The sequence below is a fragment of the Paenibacillus humicus NBRC 102415 genome, assembly GCF_004000905.1.
Classification (GTDB): Bacteria; Bacillota; Bacilli; order Paenibacillales; family Paenibacillaceae; genus Paenibacillus_O; species Paenibacillus_O humicus.
In genome coordinates, this window is the sequence record NZ_BIMD01000008.1 from 69,949 (window position 1) to 87,871 (window position 17,923).

At 61.5% G+C, this 17,923-nt stretch carries 13 protein-coding genes; 3 read left to right on the top strand and 10 right to left on the bottom strand.

Features of this window, described 5'->3' with window-relative positions:
- Positions 1-15: 15 nt before the first annotated feature.
- Complete coding sequence (locus PHU01S_RS07940) at positions 16-624, bottom strand: biliverdin-producing heme oxygenase (protein ID WP_048749380.1); 609 nt, start codon at positions 622-624, stop codon at positions 16-18.
- Between the two features lie 224 nt (positions 625-848).
- Between PHU01S_RS07940 and PHU01S_RS07945 the strand changes: the two genes are divergently transcribed.
- A complete protein-coding gene (locus tag PHU01S_RS07945) occupies positions 849-1,289 on the top strand; it encodes a hypothetical protein (protein ID WP_049867886.1) in 441 nt (146 codons plus the stop codon).
- A 133-nt stretch (positions 1,290-1,422) separates the two neighbouring features.
- Here the strand turns inward: PHU01S_RS07945 and PHU01S_RS07950 are convergent, their stop codons facing one another.
- Positions 1,423-1,806, bottom strand: a complete 384-nt coding sequence (locus PHU01S_RS07950; RefSeq protein WP_048749378.1) for a DUF423 domain-containing protein — start codon at positions 1,804-1,806, stop codon at positions 1,423-1,425.
- Between the two features lie 200 nt (positions 1,807-2,006).
- Here PHU01S_RS07950 and yhbH point away from each other — a divergent pair, with 200 nt between their 5' ends.
- Together yhbH and PHU01S_RS07965 are read left to right on the top strand one after the other, a co-directional pair.
- Positions 2,007-3,152 (top strand): sporulation protein YhbH, encoded by a 1,146-nt coding sequence (gene yhbH, locus PHU01S_RS07955; protein WP_021879980.1) that lies wholly within the window; start codon positions 2,007-2,009, stop codon positions 3,150-3,152.
- Between the two features lie 523 nt (positions 3,153-3,675).
- Complete coding sequence (locus tag PHU01S_RS07965) at positions 3,676-5,634, top strand: squalene/oxidosqualene cyclase (RefSeq protein ID WP_127507017.1); 1,959 nt, start codon at positions 3,676-3,678, stop codon at positions 5,632-5,634.
- A 346-nt stretch (positions 5,635-5,980) separates the two neighbouring features.
- On the opposite strand, the gene PHU01S_RS07970 is transcribed toward PHU01S_RS07965, so the two are convergent.
- From PHU01S_RS07970 to PHU01S_RS08005, 8 genes are all read right to left on the bottom strand, one after another.
- The gene (locus tag PHU01S_RS07970; RefSeq protein ID WP_127507019.1) at positions 5,981-7,747 is read right to left on the bottom strand and encodes a glycoside hydrolase family 2 protein; all 1,767 of its coding nucleotides are present in this window, start codon (positions 7,745-7,747) and stop codon (positions 5,981-5,983) included.
- Positions 7,748-7,979: 232 nt separating this feature from the next.
- A complete protein-coding gene (locus PHU01S_RS07975; protein ID WP_127507021.1) occupies positions 7,980-9,608 on the bottom strand; it encodes a response regulator in 1,629 nt (542 codons plus the stop codon).
- A complete protein-coding gene (locus tag PHU01S_RS07980; protein WP_246029169.1) occupies positions 9,609-11,414 on the bottom strand; it encodes a cache domain-containing sensor histidine kinase in 1,806 nt (601 codons plus the stop codon).
- 28 nt (positions 11,415-11,442) lie between these two features.
- Entirely contained in the window at positions 11,443-12,783 is a 1,341-nt protein-coding gene (locus PHU01S_RS07985; RefSeq protein ID WP_246029170.1) for an ABC transporter substrate-binding protein, read from the bottom strand.
- A gap of 126 nt (positions 12,784-12,909) precedes the next feature.
- A complete protein-coding gene (locus PHU01S_RS07990; RefSeq protein WP_246029171.1) occupies positions 12,910-14,649 on the bottom strand; it encodes a family 43 glycosylhydrolase in 1,740 nt (579 codons plus the stop codon).
- 51 nt (positions 14,650-14,700) lie between these two features.
- Positions 14,701-15,540, bottom strand: coding sequence for a carbohydrate ABC transporter permease (locus tag PHU01S_RS07995; RefSeq protein WP_127507023.1), 840 nt, complete (start codon positions 15,538-15,540; stop codon positions 14,701-14,703).
- Positions 15,541-16,434, bottom strand: a complete 894-nt coding sequence (locus PHU01S_RS08000) for a carbohydrate ABC transporter permease (RefSeq protein WP_048749370.1) — start codon at positions 16,432-16,434, stop codon at positions 15,541-15,543.
- A gap of 108 nt (positions 16,435-16,542) precedes the next feature.
- A complete protein-coding gene (locus PHU01S_RS08005) occupies positions 16,543-17,826 on the bottom strand; it encodes an ABC transporter substrate-binding protein (protein WP_048749367.1) in 1,284 nt (427 codons plus the stop codon).
- Positions 17,827-17,923 lie beyond the last annotated feature (97 nt).

The window sequence follows — 17,923 nt, forward strand, 5'->3', positions numbered from 1 at the left end:
CTCCCGCACTCTTTGCTATACGGCCTGCTCTTGAAGGCGTGCATGAATCCAGGCATCCAGAAGAGCGAACGTTTCTTTTGCCGCCTCGACCATTTCGCCGCCCTGCCGCGGCTCGGAGCCTTCCCGAACGAGCAGCTCCCTCATCTCGCCCCATCTCGCCCTCGTGTCGGGACCGTAGGCGTAGAAATACGACAATCCCGATTCGGGGGCGAGCTGCAAGCCGGAAGCCAGCTTCCTGCTGATGACCTGTCCGCCGAGCGTGGAGCCTTCCATGACATACAGGTAACCGAGCATGCGCGCCGGGACGGAGACATCCGGAAGGGAACCGCAGACGGGAATGGATTCGATGTCCGTCCTCGAATAGCCGAGCTCCGTGAAATCCCGCTCCAGCAAAGGCAGCTTGGCGAGCCTGGAGAAATCGATGCCCCATGCTTCCGCTGCCGGGGCTGCCAGCACGATCGCCTCCATCGGCTTGATGAAGCCGTAGAACAGCTCCAAATACTGCTTGTATTGCTGGAGAGTCATCGTCTGATCCATGATGGCTCTGGCATATGCATTGCTTTCCAGCTGCTCATGGCTGGGCGCCGTTTCCTCGCGCAATCTTTCCAATATGCCTGCGGACATTCGGAAAACCTCCTCTATTAATCGACTTCCTTTTATCTTCCAGAATATCCCTGATTTCCATTCCGCGCCACGGTTCGATCGTCATGGTCATCTACCTTATTGCCCAAATTCCAAAACCAATTTCACTGCAAATCCCGCCTCCAAAAATAGGTCTATGTCATTAGGTAATCTGATGATATAGTTATACCAATATCTCTATCAAGTTCGGAGGAACTACATACATCATGAACGATAAAGGACCAAATACCTATTCCTTCCAGGCGGATCTCATCATTGACGCGGTTACCCGGGACCTTGCCGAGGCCAGGCTCAAGCAGCTGCTGCAATCGGCAGGCATAAGCACCTACAAGATCGGCAGGAGCTCCCTCGTCGGCGCTTCGTTCCCCGAGGAAGACATTCCGTCCGGGATGAGAAAGGCAGGCTCCGGATCGACCGAGGCCGCACAGCCTTCCAGCGGCTCCGGATCCTCCGGCGTCACGTCCACCCTGCTGCATCATATGGAACAAAAAACTCTCGTCCGGCTCAGCATCAACAAGGGCAAGGGCGTCCGCATGAGCATTCCGGGAAGAATCCTCAACATCGAGAACGAGCTCATCACCGTCTATCATGTCGACGAGAAGCAGGTCTACACGTTCCTGCTCCAGGAAATCGACGACTTCAGCTAGCAAGCATGCAGCGCGCCCGTTGGCGGCTGCGGTCCTCTTCCATTCCCTGTTGTTGCAAATGCGGCGGCACCGCAAAGGTGCCGCCGCATTTTTTTTGCTTTCAAGGCCTCATCCGCGGGCGGCTGCCCGCTCTTCAGGAACGGCCCCGGGCGCTCCAGGCGGCCCAGGCGGTCAGCGCCCAGCCGGCGATGAAGCAGAGTCCTCCGAGCGGCGTGATGGCTCCGAGCCAAGTGTCTCCGCTCATGCTCAGCACGTACAGGCTTCCCGAGAAGAGGAAGATGCCCGCATTGATGAGCCGGCCGCCGTTGCGCAAGGCCCGGATCTCTCCCAGACGGCTGGCGGCGAAGGCGATGAGGATAAGGGCGATGGCATGATACATCTGATAACGGACGCCGGTCTCGAATACGTCCAGCATGTCGCTCGTAAGGCGGTCCTTGAGCCCATGGGCTCCGAACGCTCCGAGCGCGACGGAGATCAGGGCATGGACCGAGCCGTAGGCGATATAACGGGGAAACATGATGCGGCTTCACCTCTTCTTGCAAGCACGTAATCCGGCTCGCGAATGTTCCCATTATACCATATCCCCTTGAAGGCTCGTCCAGCGCCAAGCAGACGCCTCGCCCTGCGCCTGCATTCGGTAATGAATCCCCTCCCCATGAATATACTTGGAGAACAGGTCCTACAGGCTCTGAAATACACATAGTGGGGTGAGCGGCTATGACGGAACCGCTGTCCATCGTCTCCCGCGAGGATTGGTCCCTGCATCGCAAAGGCTATCAGGACCAGACCCGCCATCAGCAGAAGGTGCGCGAGGCCATCAAGCAAAATCTGAAAGATATCGTCACCGACGAAAGCATCATCCTCTCGAATGGGCGCGAAACCGTCAAGGTGCCGGTAAAAAGCATCGACGAGTACCGCTTCGTCTACAATCACAACAAGCAGCAGCATGTCGGACAAGGAGACGGGGACTCCCAGGTAGGCGACGTTCTTGGCGTGGACCCTTCCGCAGCCAAGGGCAAAGGCAAAGGGCAAGGGGCGGGGGATCAGGCCGGCGAGGATTATTTCGAGACCGAGGTCACCATGGATGAGCTGGAGGATCTGCTGTTCGAGGAGCTGGAGCTGCCAAGGCTGGAGCAGAAGCAGAAGGAGAACGTTCAAGCCGCCGACATCGTGTTTCAGGATATCCGCAAAAAAGGCATCATGAGCAACATCGACAAAAAGCGCACGCTGCTTGAAAACCTTCGGCGCAACGCCAACGCGGGACGTCAAGGCATCGGGGGGATCACTCCGGAGGATCTGCGCTACAAAACGTGGCAGGAGGTCATGAAGCCCCACTCCAACGCCGTCGTGCTCGCCCTCATGGATACATCCGGCAGCATGGGCTCGTTCGAGAAATACTGCGCCCGCAGCTTCTTCTTCTGGATGACCAAGTTCCTGCGCCGCAAATACGAGCATGTCGAGATCGTATTCGTCGCCCACCATACGGAAGCGAAGGAAGTGACCGAGGAGGAGTTCTTCACCCGCGGCGAGAGCGGCGGCACGATCTGCTCGTCCGCCTATCAGAAGGCTCTCGACATCATCGACAGCCGCTACCCTTCAGCCAATTGGAATATTTACCCCTTCCATTTTTCCGACGGCGACAACCTGACCTCGGACAACGAGAAATGCATCAAGCTGATCGACGAGCTGATGAAGCGTTCCAACCTGTTCGGCTATGGCGAGGTCAACCAGTACAACCGGAGCAGCACCCTGATGTCCGCCTACAAGCATATCCAGGACAAGAAATTCCTGTTCTCCGTCATCCGCGACAAAAGCGAGGTCTATGATGCCCTCAAGCGGTTCTTCGCGAAGCCGGCAGGCTGAGGCCCGGCAGGCAGCCTCCTGGCTCGTCCTGACGAGGCGAGCGCCGGCTCGAGGCATTCATGCCATTGGCTGCCTCGCGGCGTCATGCCATTGGCTGCTTCGCGGCGTCATGCCATTGGCCAACTCGCGGCGTTATGCCATTGGCCGTTTCTTGGCGGTTGGCATGACGCCGCCTCACGACGCGCCAAAAGGGCTGCGCCCCGCCGGACCTCGTGCGGTCCAGCGGCCGGCACAGCCTTTGCCTGCGTCAGGACGCCTCCCGGCAGCCCGCCCTTCTTATCGCTGCTCGCGTGTACGAACCCGACCCGGTCGACGATGACAAGCCCAATGAACAGGACAAGAATGAGGCTTGTGCGGGTCCATCCGCCTCCTCCGGCAACCGGCACGTCTTTCATCTCCTCACACGAACGTATGGTTCAACCCGTGCGGAACATGGCGCTCATGATTGGACAAGTGCCTCCGACGCGATGAATATCCTTGTTGAACGCGATGATTATCCTTGCTGAAACCGAGGTGAGTCGAAATGAAATGGAGCGTACAGGCGAAGGAAACGGCAGAACGGCTCCGGGAAGAGCTTCTGGAGCGGCAAAGTCCCGACGGCGCATGGCGGCTGTGCTGCGAGAGCGGCGTCATGAGCGATGCTTTTTTGCTGATCCTGCTGAAGGCGATGGATTGGATGGAGGATCATCGCGAGCTGGCTCGGCGGATCGCGCAGCGCATTGCCGTGCTTCAGGAAGACGGCGGAGGCTGGAAGCTGCATGAGGATCAGAAGGAAGGCCATCTGGAGTCGACCGTGGAAGCCTATTACGCGCTGCTCGCCACCGGCTATTACGAATACGGCGATCCGCGGATGGTCAACGCCCGCCGCTTCATTCTCGCACGAGGCGGGCTTGGAGAAGTACGGACGATGATGACCCAGGTGCTGCTCTGCATGACCGGCCAGCTGGATTGGCCGCGGGTTCTGCGCATTCCGGTCGAGACGCTGCTCGCCCCGTCCTGGCTGCCGCTCAGCCTGTTCGATCTGTCCGGCCATGCCCGCGTTCATCTCGTGCCGGTGCTCATGCTGGCCTCCGGCAGCTTCAAGCTCGGCGATGGGCGCCTGCCCAATCTCTCGGAGCTCGCGGCCGGAGAGAGCAGGAGCTTTCTGAAGCCTCCTTCGCTTCCGGGGCCGCTTGCCGGCATGGCCGAGGCGCTCGCTGCCGGCCATTCCCCTCTCTACCCGGCATCGCTGGACAAGGGCGAGAAATTCATGCTCGACCGGATAGAGCCGAACGGCACTCTGCTCACCTATTCCACCGCCACCATCCTCATGATCGCAGCTCTCGTCTCCATCGGCTACCCGCCAAGCCACGAGGTCATAAGGCGCGGCCTCGACGGAATCCGGTCGCTCGTATGGGATGATCCGCGTCACGAGATCTCCCATTTGCAGATCGCCTCCTCGACCGTATGGGATACGGCGATGCTGGGCTGCGTGCTGCATGAAAGTGGACTTTCCGCAGATCATGACGCGCTGCAGCGGGCGGCAGGATATATAGCCTCCCGCCAGCAGACGGCCAAGGGCGACTGGGCTCGCCGCAATCCTCGCACGCCGCCCGGAGGCTGGGGATTCTCGGATGTGAACACCCGCTATCCGGATATCGACGATACGACAGCCTCTCTCTCGATGCTCCAAAGGATTCCCGCAGCGGATGCTTTCCCGGATGAAGCCCGCGAACGAGGGGACCGCTGGGTGTGGTCGATGCAGAACAAAGACGGCGGCTGGCCGGCCTTTGAGCGTGAATCCGGAAGCCCGCTGATCGGGCTTATCCAGTTCGAGCAGGCCTCGCAGATCGTCACCGATCCTTCTACGGTCGACCTGACCGCCCGCACGCTTGCGTGGTCAAGCCGCCGGAATGACCCGGCTCCTTCTTGGGTAAGCGCGGCGGTGGACCCCGGAGAAGGCGGACAGGATCCGCATGGCGATGCCGCTGTCCGTGCAGCCGCCTGGATCCTGAAGCAGCAGCAGCGCTCCGGCTGCTGGCCGGGACGCTGGGGAATCGCCTATGTGCACGGCACCGGCGCAGCGATCACCGGTCTAATGGCCATGCGCGCCAAGCGCAGCGCCTCCGCCCTCTACCGCGGCATGAACTGGCTCCTCTCCGTGCAGAATGCGGACGGCGGCTGGGGCGAATCCTGCTTCAGCGACGTCGCTTCAGAATACCGTGCGCTCGGAGCAAGCACGCCATCGCAAACCGCCTGGGCGCTCGAAGGATTGATGGCTCATCCCTCCTCGCCCCCCGTCGCCATCGATCGGGGCATCGAATGCCTGATCGAGCTGTTGGAGGCGGACGACTGGCGCAGCCGCTATCCGACCGGCGGCGGCTTGCCCGGCCATGTGTACCTGAACTATCACAGCAGCCGGTACATATGGCCGCTGCGGGTGTTGTCCGCTTATGCGGCAAGCGCAGCCTCGAAGCTGAACGGCGCCGAGCCAAAGAGCTGATCCCCAGGGGACCGCTTTAGCTGGGTGATTTTCAGTCGTCGCGTTCTCCCCGAGCCTGGGTTGGGGAATATGAAACACATGCGGCGGCCATCTCATCTCAGCGAATCCTTTAAACAGCAAAACCCGGCTCTCTCGGAGCCGGGTTTTGCTGTTTATTCAAGCCGCAGTTCCGGCTCCTTCTGCCGCAGAAAATCCGACCTCGCCTTCATCTCCAGTGCAAGTGGAAAGCCCTGCACCGAGGGCTGAGGCCGGATAAGCGAATAAGACGGTTTTCTCGCCTTATTCCGGTTTTACATTCGGTTGAAAGGTCAAGAAAGCGGCTAGCGGAACAGTCCTCCGCCTGATTCTATTCCTGCCAGCGTCCCTCATTGATCGTCCGGATCGTCTCCAGCGGCAGCTTGGGCTGACGGTCGTACGTCAGCAGGCCGTTGATCTCCTGCTCCACGTCCGTCAGCTGCGTATAGCAATATCCCTGCACGCATCCGGACAGAAGCAGCGGCGATATGACCGCGTTCAGCCGGGCCGCAAAGTCCTCGTCGTTCTCCGCTCCGGAATAGCCCCAGCCTTCCCAGTCGCTTTTCTTGTAAGCGATGCCGCCGAACTCCGTCACGAGGATCGGCTGTCCGCGGTAAGGGAAGCCGTCCACCGCCAGCACGCGTCCGGCCGGCGATGCCGAGACGGCGTTTTCCGCCGTGGAATAGCGCTTCTCCAGCACCTCGCGGCGCCATTCGTAGTCGTGGATGTTGAACAGGTCGGTGCTCACCATCTCCCAGCCGTCGTTGGAGATGACCGGACGCGTCGCGTCAAGCGACCTTGTCAGATGGTACATCGCCTGGGCATGCTCCTGCTGCCGCTTGTCGACGGCGATGTTCGGCACGCCCCAGCTCTCGTTGAGCGGCACCCAGACGACGACGGACGGATGATTGTAATCCCGCTCGATGCTCTCCTGCCATTCCTGGGTGAAGCGCCGCACGTATTCCTCCGAATATTCGTACGCATTCGCCGCCTCGCCCCATACAAGCAGGCCCGGCTTGTCGCACCAGTACAGATAGCGCGGATCCTCCAGCTTCTGGTGCTTGCGGGCTCCGTTGAAGCCCATTTCCTTGGTCAGCTCGACATCGCGCCGGATCGCCTCGTCGCTCGGCGGCGTAAGGTTGCCGTCCGGGAAATACCCCTGGTCCAGAACCAGCTTCATGAAATAAGGCCGGTTGTTCAGGCACAGCCTGCCGCTCTCGATCGAGATTTTGCGCATCCCGAAGTAGCTCGCCACCTCGTCGAGAACCTCTTCCCCGTCCAGCAGGCTGAACCGGACGTCGTACAGGTTCGGCCGCTCCGGCGACCACCACCGGCCGAGACCGTGGTCGTTGAAGTCCGCCAGCCGGATGCTGCGGGCTTCATGCGCGCCGCGAACCGAGAACGTATCGCTGGCAACCGGCTCGCCCTGGAACGAAATGTCCACCTGCAGCGTCAATCCGTCTCTCAGCGGCCCCTGCACCCAGGAACGGATTTCCACCGTTTGGCGGTCGATATCCGGCGTGAATCTCACTTTGCCCAGCGAGGTCTCGGAGACCGCCTCCATCCATACCGTCTGCCAGATGCCGGTCGTGCGGGTGTAAAAGATGCTTGCCGAGTCGCTTTTCCAGTACTGCTTGCCCCGCGGAAGCGTGACGTCCTTGCTGTAATCGGCCGCCTTCACGACGAGCTGGTTCTTCTCCCCGCCATCATGCAGGGCAGCGGTGATATCCGCGCTGAACGGCGTATGCCCTCCCTCGTGGCGGGCGACGAGGATCCCGTTCACCCATACCGAGGCGTCGTAGTCGACCGCTCCGAAATGAAGCCGAATCCGCTTGCCTGCAAACGGCTCGGGAAGCTCCAGCTCCCGGCGGTACCAGACGATGTCGTGGAACTCCGGATCTCCGATGCCGCTGAGCTTGCTTTGGAAGGCGAAGGGCACCTGGATGACGCGCTCCAAAGGCGTCTCACCCTTATGCCAGCCTTTCCTCTCTCCTTCTCCGGCGTCGTCGAAGCCGAATTCCCATTCCCCGTTCAGATTGATCCAGCTCTCCCTGGCGAATTGCGGCCTCGGATACTCCGCGCGATGCTGATCTACCATTCGAAATTTCCTCCACTCATTGTTATAGACCTCATGCACTCACCGTTGTGGTCCTCAAGCACTTTTAAGCATGGATCTTATCCAACTTGCCGATTCGGGACTGATGCCCTTCGGCATAGGCCTCATCCGTTCGCAACATAGCCTCAATTAAACGTCGGCATTGGCCTCATTTGCGCGCCGGCATCGTCCACATTTGCACGCCGAATTGGCCTCATTTGCGTAAGCATTGAACTCATGCCAGCGGACGATCGCCGCCCGCGCGCATGCTGTCCCTGTATTCTTTGGGCGAGACGCCGAGCCGGCTTTTGAACACCCGGTTGAAATGCCGCACATGGGCGAATCCGGTTTCCTCTGCGATCGCATTGATCTTCTCGTTGGTGAAGGCGAGCTTGCGCTGGGCCTCTCTCGTGCGGACGCGGGTCAGCTGCTCGATGAAGGTGACCCCCGTCCGCTGCTTGAACAGATTGCTGAAGTAAGCCGGGTTCAAAAACACTTCGTCCGCGACGTCCTTCAGCGTCAGCGCCTCCCGGAAGTTCGCCTCGATGTAGCGGCTCGCCGCCGCGATCGGGTCCCGGTCCTGTTGCTCCCTCGACTGCTGGATCGCCTCCGCAAGCCGGCACAGCAGCTCCTCGAGCCGCTCCGCGAGCTCCTGCCGGGAGGTGATGGCGCAAATCTCGACGAGCATCCTGCCGATATCCGAACGGTCCAGCCAGGCGCCCGCCGCCCCGAGCTCCTCCGCCAGCTCGTAGTAGCGGATCAGCAGCTTGCACAGCTGCTGGTGGATGCTCTCCGGCGTGCGGGCCGTGCCGCACAGCTCGTCGATCCACTGGCGCGCCATGGCCGCGATGATCTCGCTCCGGCCTTCCATGACCGCCTTCTCCAGGCTGTCGGCGGAACGCTTCGCGGCCTCGTCGTCCGCACGGCCGCTCCCGGCGACCTCGGCATAGTCCAGCACGCTGTCGCCGCCGACGATGAGCCGGTGCAGCAGCGCGATTTCGGCTTCGCCGTACGCCTTCGGAATGCCGGCCAGCCCCTCGGCCGGCCGGCCGACTCCGATCGTCACCGTAAGCCGCGACAGGGAAGAGATCTGCCTGCGGATCATGTCCGCCAGCGAATCCGAACGGCTCGGCAGCGGTTCCGGCCGCTCGAGATTGATGAGCGCGACCACCTTCGAATCCGACAGCACGAAGCTGAGCCCCTTGGCGTGCCGGTCCAGCATTTCCTGCACGAACTGCCGGATGTACAGCTGGAACAGCGAAGCGTCGCCGCTCCGGTAGCGCTCCTCCCCGACCGACTGCTTGTCGAGCTTGATGACCATGCAGACGAAGTACGGATGCGGGAGCGCTATGCCCATCTGCTCCAGCAGCCGCAGCTCGCTCTCATCCACCCTGCCCGACAGCAGGGATTCGGCCAGATGCTCCGTCATATGGCGCCGCACGGCCGGCTGCGCGTCCCAGCCCGTCTCCGAACGGGCGGACTTCCGGCGCCGCTCCACCTCTGCCTTGAGCCTCTCCAGCACCTGGGACAGCTCCTCGCGCTCGACCGGCTTCATCAGATAGTCCATCGCCCCCTGGCGCATCGACTGCTGGACGTAGGCAAAATCGTCGTAGCCGCTGACAACGACGGTCAGCAGCTCCTGGCGCCGGCTGCCCGCCATCTGCTGCAGCTGAATGCCGTCCATGCGAGGCATGCGGATATCCGTCAGCAGGACGTCGGGAGCGAGCTCCTCGATTTTATCCAGCGCTTCGTACCCGTCGCAGGCTTCGCCGACGATCTCCCAGCTCTCGTCGAGGCCGGCGATCATCTTGCGGAGCCCCCTGCGGAAGATCGACTCGTCATCGACAATCAATATTTTCGGCATTTACCCGATCTCCTCCAATCTGGCGCCTGCATGATGAAGCAGCGGAAACCGGAGCGCGACCCGGAAGCCCTGATAGGGCATGCTCTCCAAGGTCAGGCCGTATTCCTCGCCATAGTGAAGCACGATCCGCCGGTGGACGTTGAGCAGGCCGTTGCCCGACTGGCCGCCGAGCTCCTTGGTGCTCTGCAGGTGGGCGCGGAGCCCTTCCAGCGCCTCCGCGTTCATTCCGATCCCGTCATCGGCTACCGCAATCTCCAGCACCTGCCCCGCCGCCTCCGCCGTCAGCGCGATCCGCCCCTGGCCCGCACCCTTGTCCAGAGCGTGGTTGATCGCGTTCTCCACGAGCGGCTGAATGATGAGCGGGATGACCTCGCAATCCAGCAGCGAGGGATCGGCATCCATCGTGAACTTGATCCGCTCCTCGTAGCGCATCTGCTGAATCTTCATGTACCCGGAGACATGGTCGAGCTCGTCCTTCAGCGTCACCCGCTCCTTGCGTCCGCTCAGGCTGTAGCGCAGAAGCCGGCTCAAATTGTTCGACATCGTGATGATTTCGCGGCTGCCCTCCATCTCCGCGTACATGCTGATCGACCCGAGCGTATTGTAGAGAAAATGCGGGTTGATCTTGCTCTGCAAAGCCGCGATCTGGGCATCCTTCTCGCGGATCTCGGTCTCGTAGAGCAGGTAGCCGAGCTCGCTCAGCTTGGCGACCATCTCGTTGAAGGAGCGGCCGAGCGCTCCGATCTCGTCCCGTCCCTCTGCAGGGAAGCTCTGGCCGAGCTCTCCCCGCTCGACGTTCCGCATGAGGCGGCTCAGCTTGCGCAGCGGCCGGGTAATCCGGTAGGCGATGAACACGTACAGCAGCAGCGCAAGCCCGACGCTCGTCGCGCCGATGCCGATGATGAACGTCCGCAGCGTATCCGTATCCTTCATCAGGCTCGCCACCGGCACGATGCCGACCGTCGTCCAGCCGGTCACCTCCGAGGTGAAATGGGAGACCAGCAGCCCGCGCCCGTCATTGCGGACATGGCTGACGCCTTCCCCGGTGCGCCCGAGGTACAGCCCGGGAGCCATCTCTCTTCCCCCGTCATCCTTGCGGATGACGAGGTTGCCGGACCGGTCGGCGATGTAGAGCGACTCCTCCGGGTCCAGCTTCACCTTGGACAGAATCTCGCGGATGAACTTCGGATCCACGTCGATCACGATATAGCCGAGCGACTGGCCGCTGTCGAAGCTGCGCAGCTCGCGGGCGATCGAGAACGCCTGGTACACGTTGCCACCGGTCGACCGGACGTCATGGGTCGCGATGAAGACCGGCTCGCCGTATTGGCCCTTGAACCGGTCCAGCCACTCGGCGCTTTCGTCCAGCTTGTAGGTCGTCACGTACTGGCTCTCCGGAAGGACGACGTAAGACGCTCCGCCCTGGCCGTAGAGAGAGACGCCGAGAATGTCGACGCGCCCGTTCAGGAACACCTGGGTGACGAAGCTGTTCAGCTCGTTGATCTCCTCCAGCGACAGCGCCTGGCCCGGCGCCCGCTTCGACTCCAGATAAGCGGTCACCTTGGGATACTGATAAGGCATCACCGTCAGGCGGTTGAGCTCGTTCATATAGGTGTCGATATTCAGCGTCATCTGCTTCAGCGTCTGGAGCTGGTAATCGCCCACCTTGGCTTCCGTCGTTGCGGAGAAGCGGGAGAAGGCGAGATACCCCATCAGGCCAAGCGGCAGCACGATGAAAACGACATTGATGAGAATCAGCTTGCGCGCCAGCTCCAGATTGCGGAACCAGTTGCCGAATGCCTTCAAATTCCTTTCTCCCCTTCCGCCGCGATGCCTACTTGCCCAGCTGATTATCCACGCTCGCCGCCGCCCGCTCCAGCGCCTGCGCCGGAGTCTGCTGACGGTAGATCATCTTCTCCCACTCGGAGATCAGCTTCTCGATCATCGTCCACTGCTTGACATGGCGAGGCCAATAAACGACGTAGTTGGCTGTAGCCGCATAGTCGCTGCGGAACTTGAGCGCCGAGAACGCTTCGCTCGCCACGACCTTCTTGGAGCTCGGGACATGCCCGGCCTCCGCCCACATGACGCCGTTGTCGACCGCCCACTTGGCGAACGTCAGCGCGGCTTTCCGCTTCTCCGGCGTCAGGCCCGCCTTGGCAGGCAGAGCCAGCGTGTGCGTGTCTCCCCATACCGCAGGATGATCGTAAATAACGGGAAAAGGAATGACGCCGAGCTCCAGGCCTTCGGCCTTCTCGAATGCTCCTGTTCCCCACATGCCGGTAATGAGCGCCGCCGCTTCTCCGTCATGGAACATCTTGAACGCATCGTTGATGCCGGGAGGAATAAGCTCCCGCTTGTAGAGTCCGTCCACGAACTCCAGCGCCCGCAGCGAATCGGAATTGTCGAAGACAGCCTTCGTCCCGTCCGGACTGAAAAACCGGCCGCCGCCGTCGATCTGGTTGTACAGGCTCCACCACAGCCAGACGGAATCGATTCTCGTGCTCGGCAGGGCAAGCGGAGCGATGCCGGACGGAACGCGCTCCTTGATCCGCTCCAGGAAGCCCGCAAAGCCCTGCTCTCCAGGCTCCAGAATCGGCCTGCCCTCCGCATCGAGAAGCCCGGCCTGCCGCAGAAATTTCTTGTTGTAATAGAGCACCAGCGCATGCGTGTCGAGCGGAACCGCGTAATGGCCGCCGCCGTACAGAGTCGATTCCGCGATATTTGCATTGAACATGCTCCAGTCGAGCCCCGTCTCCGCAGCCGGCCCGTCCAGCTTCTCGATGTAGCCGTTCTGGACAAATTGCGGCAGGTTCGTCGCATGGACGATAGCCAGGTCCGGCGCGTTGCCGGCCAGGATGGCGGTCCGAAGGCGCGAGTAATAGTCGTCCAGCCGGGAATTGATCTGCTCGACCCGGATGTCCTCATGCTCTGCGTTGAACTTCTCGACGAGCTCCGTCATGAAAATATTGTCCCCGCCGCTGAAGGGGGTCCAATACTCCAGCACGACCGGCTGGACGGGATCCGGCAGCTTCTCGGCCGGCTTCTCTCCGGAGCAGCCCGCTGCGGCCGCGACGGCGATCGAAGCGCCCATCAGCAGCGCGATCCGCCTTATCGTTCGATTCCCATATCCGATCCGACTGTTCCTGTTCCTGCTGCCTCGGCTGCCTGTCATGCTGCATGCTCCCCCGTCTCGCGCTGTCTTCAAGCGGAATGATTGAGATTGACGGCATCCTTCCCCGCATTCCGGGTACGGCCCGCTCTTCCGGTCCTATTCGGTCCGCTGTCCCGGGAAGACCCGTCAGCCGGGCCTTCTCCATATATCCACATAATCTATAATGAAGCTTCCTCGGCTGTCAAAGAGAACAAGCTCGTTCTCCCCGGCCGCCAGCTCCAGCTCCGCCTCGTACACGCCTCGCGCATTGCGCTCCTGCGCCTTCAGCTTCACGGCCTTCTTGCGCCCGCCGTTCGCGGCGAGCGACAGCTCCGCTCCTTCGGAAGGGTTCAGGACGGCCACGGATACGGTATACTTGCCGCCGCGAGGCACGCTCACATTCGCGAACCGCAGCGTATCTCCCTCGCCGTACAATCCGGCAGCCGCGCCCCTGGAGGCATACGGATTCTCCTCCTCCGCCGCATCGCCACCGAACGCCGCCCATTCGGCTTCATAACGCGGAATTTCCACGGCAAGCACCTCCACGCCGCTGCCTGCCGCCTCCACCGCCAGCTCGTTCATCCCTTCGCGCAACCCAACCTGCGCATAGGCGTAGCCGATGCTGTCCGCATCCGTCGGGGCCAGCTTCAGCTCCGCCGCTCCTCCCGCTTCGCTGCCGATGCTCGCAGCGGCCTCGCTTCCCCCGGCGTTCCGATAATGAACCCGCACCGGAGCGCCGGCCTCCACCGTCGACGGGATCGCGCCGAAGAGGAGCCGATCTCCGTCCCGGACGGCGTCCTTCGCCTGGAAGACGCCCGTTCCGGACGGCATCCGGAGCGGCGTCGCCAGCGATTGCGGCTTGCCGAAGACCGGCAGCCCGTTCTCGTCCCATTCCACCCGCGCAGCCCGCGCCTTGCGGTTGTTCCAGCCGTCGGCCGCGCCGGAGGTCGCATGATAGACGAGCCATGCCTCGCTGCCGTCCGGCGAAGGGACAAAGGAATTATGCCCCGGTCCGTAGACGCCGGCCTCCTCGTCCATGGCGAGCAGCGGCTCCTGCGCCTTGGTCCAGTCGGAAGGCTCCAGCGGATTGCCGCCCGGCTTCAGCGCCAGCAGCCCGAGACTGTAGAGCGGAGTCCAGCTTCCCGCTCCCGAATACACGATGAAGGCGCGGCCGTCCTTGTACAGCAGCGACTGGCCTTCGTTGATGTAAGGCGGGCCTCCGGCCTTTTCCCAGTCCAGCTCCGGGCGGCTCAGCAGCACCCGCGGCCCGCTGATCGTCCAAGGATCGCTCATCGGCGCGATATACGTGTTCTGGGCTTCGTTCACGTCGCCTTCCCAGCCCGACCAGACGAAGTACAGCTTGCCTTCATGCTCCATCGCGAGCCCGTCGATCGCCCATTTATCGCTGTCGTCCTTGATCTGTCCCTTGAAGGCATAGCTGCCCATGGGATCGCCGCTTTCGCCTTCCAGCACATACATCCGGTGATTGGCGTTGTCCCCGTCGTCGGCGGCGAAATAGATGTACCATTTCCCTTGGAGATACTGGATCTCAGGCGCCCATAGATTGGCCGAATAAGCCGTTTCCGCCGGCGGATACCAGACGACCTTGCGCTCTGCGGCGCGGAAATCCAGCGTTCTGGATTTCATGACCATGATGTCGGCTCCATTGTGCGTGAATGTCATGTAATAGAACCCGTCCCGGTAGACGACGCTCGGATCCGGCGTGTCGATCTCGGCCAGCGTGTTCTTGAACATGCCTCCATGTCCATTATACGAAAGCGTTTTCTCTTCGTCTCCCTGCTGCTGCATCCAATAGATTCCTCCTGCGATCAGGACTAAAAGCGCTCCCGCCGCGAGCAGGAAAGCTCTTTTGCCTCGTATTGACATCGGTCGTCTCCTTGCTCTCATGTTGTCCGGCCCGGAGCCGGCTGCCCCGCGCTACTTCACGCCGGCGCTCGTAATCGCCCGCAGGAAGGATTTCTGGCCCAGGATGAAAATCAGCACGACCGGAAGCGCCGCGATCGTCGTCATCGCCATCAGCTTGCCGTAGCTCTGCGTGTAGCTGCCGGTCGCCATCATTGCGATGCCGGCCGTAATCGTCCGCATCTCCGGCGAGGTCGTGGCGTACAGCGGCCAGACGAAGTCGTTGTAGATGCCCATGAACGTGAAGATGCCGAGCGTCACCATGATCGGCACGGCCGACGGCAGCAGAATGCGGGCGTACAGCTGCCATTTGTTCACTCCATCGATTCGTCCCGCCTCCTCGATTTCCTTCGGGAAGGACACGAAGAACTGGTACAGCAGGAACACGCCGAAGGCTCCGGCCGTCGCAGGCAGGATGAGCGCCGGATACGTGTTGATCAGGCCGAGGGAGTTGAATTCCATATACATCGGCAGGAACGTCAGCACGCCCGGGATCATCAGCGAGGCGATGAACATCGGCAGCAGCACCCGGCGCAGCGGCAGATCGTTCAGCCTGGCCAGCGCGAAGGCCGCCATGGAATCGATCAGCAGCACGAGTCCGGTGCCGATGACGCCGACGGACAGCGAGTTCGCGATCCAGCGCAGCACGGGCGTATTCATCAGCTCGCCGCCCAGCCCCTGCTTGAAGTTGTCGAGGGTCGGCTTGCGCGGGAGGAAATCCATTCTTCCCGAGAGCGCTTCGAAGTCGTTCTTGAACGCGGTCGACAGCATCCATACGAGCGGCAGGACCATGACCAGCGCGATGACGGCAGCGAGCAGGAGAAGAATCGCTTGTTTGGTTTTCGGGTTCGCCATCTATGCCTTCTCCTTCCGGTTGGTGAGCTTGAACTGGACGACGGATACGGCCATGATCAGCACGGCCATGAGGATCGCCATCGCCGAGGCGGAGCCGACATCCTTGCGCGCGAACGCCTGGTCGAGCACATTGATGAGCAGCACCCGGGTCGTATCGCCGGGACCGCCGCGCGTGAGCAGGAACGGCTGCGCGTAAATGTTGAAGGAGGCGATCGTCGAGGTGATCATGACGAACAGCAGGACGGGCCGGATCGTCGGCAGCGTGATGGAGACGAAGCGGGACCAGGGCCCGGCGCCGTCGATCGAGGCCGCCTCGTAATACTCCTCCGGAACCTCGTTGAGCGCGTTGATGAATATGATCATATTGAATCCGATCGTCCACCAGATCGTCGTGGAGACCAGCGATATCCAGGCCCAGGGAGTATCGGTGAGCCACGGGATTCCGGCCATGCCCAGCTTGGCGAGCAGGCTGTTGAGGAACCCGGCGTTGGTGTCGAACATCATGAGCCAGATGACCGCCATGACGGAAGCGGACAGCGCGTACGGCAGGAAATAGAACGTGCGGAACAAGCCGCGCACCCGGGCGGGAAGCGCGTTCAGCAGCATCGCGAGGCCGAGGCCGATGACGATGAGCAGCGGCACCGAGTACAGGACGAACTGAGCCGTCGTCCACAAGCCTTTGAAGAACAGGCTGTTCTCGTAGGTGCCGGGAGTGAAGATGGTGATGTAGTTGCTTAAGCCGACGAAGGCATGCTCCGCCGACAGCAGCTCGAAATCCTGGAGGCTGATGACGACGCCGTACAGGATCGGGAAGAGCAGGAACAGCCCGAAGGCGGCCAGATAGGGGAGAATGAACAGGAACGAGGTCAGCCGGGAAGTCCAGGCGCTTTTCATAGACGATGCCTCCATTTCATCTTTCCGATAGTCGTGGACGGAAGGAGGGACGGGAAGGCGGCTGCCCGCGCTCCCCGTCCCTTCCGCCTCATTACGTTTGGAAAGCCGTTATTTTTTGATCGCCTGGCGGGACTTCGCGACGGCGTCGTCCATCGCTTGCTGCGGAGATTTCTTGCCCAGAATCGCGTTGCTAAGCTCGCCCCACATCGGCTCGACGATCGTGCCCCAGTTCAGCACGTTCGGCGCGAATTGAACGGAAGGGAAGCTTTCGGCGACCGTGCTCTGGAACGCCATCGCCTTGAACTCGGCGCTCTCGAGCACCTTGTGCGAGGCGACCGCCTGGCCGGATTCGGCCCAGTCGAGCGAGTTGCCGGCGACGTACTTCAGGAAATCGCCGATGCCCGCGATTTTGTCCGCGTCGGTTACGGCCTTCGGCACGACGAAGCCGTGGGAGCCGGCATAGATCGCCTGCTTCGCTTTGCCGATCTGCGGAATGACGGCGACGCCGTAGTTCAGGCCGGCCTCGTCGAATTGGGACTTCATCCACGGACCGTTGAACTGGATGGCGTTTTTGCCCTGGAGGAACAGCGTGTTCTCGCCGTCCTGCTGCACGTTGCCAGGGGAAATGCCCTTCTCGACCATGCCGCGCAGCCACTGCACCATCTCGACCGCTTCCGGAGAGTTGTAGGCGACGTCGCTGCCGTTCCACAGCTCGCCGCCGTTCTGCCAGACGAGCGACGGGAAGATGAACTGCTGCGGCCACAGGCTCGGCACCACGTAGCCGTAGACGCCCTTGGACTTGTCGGTCAGCTTCTCCACCGCCGAGTCGAATTCCGCGCGGTTCGTCGGAGGCGCAGTAATGCCGGCCTTCTCGAACAGATCCTTGTTGTAGTACATGACGAGCGGGTGGATGTCCAGCGGAATCGTGTACAGCTTGCTGTCGATCGTGGCGTACTTGACCGGGGCTTCCGCGAAGTCCGCCGGATTGATGCCGGCGGAAGCGGCGAGCTCATCGACCGGCTGCAGCTGGTCCTTGCTCTGGTAGGTCGGCACGCTGTCCACGTGCATGATCATCAAGTCCGGACGCTCCTTGCCGGTGCTGAGCGCCACATCCAGCTGCTTGTAGTACTCGCCGTTCGGCTGGATGACGAAGTTGACCTTGTAGCTGTCCTGGGAGCTGTTGTATTTGTCCACGATCTTTTTCATGAACGGGCCGTCGGAGCCGGAGAACGGCGACCAGAACAAAATTTCCGTCTTTTTGCCGCTGCCGCTCTTCTGGCCTTCGCCGGCCGGCGCGTTGCCGCCGCCATTGCTGGAGCAAGCGGTTGCAAGAAGCGGAACCATCATCGTCATGGCAAGGATCGAAGCTTTCTTGAACTTCGGAGTCTTCATCTGTTTCTAATCCCCTTTTGCCTGGTAGTTCAAGGCGCGAGCGCTTTGATAGCTCTATCGTAAGGGAAGGGGATCGGCGAAAAAATGCCGCTTCTAC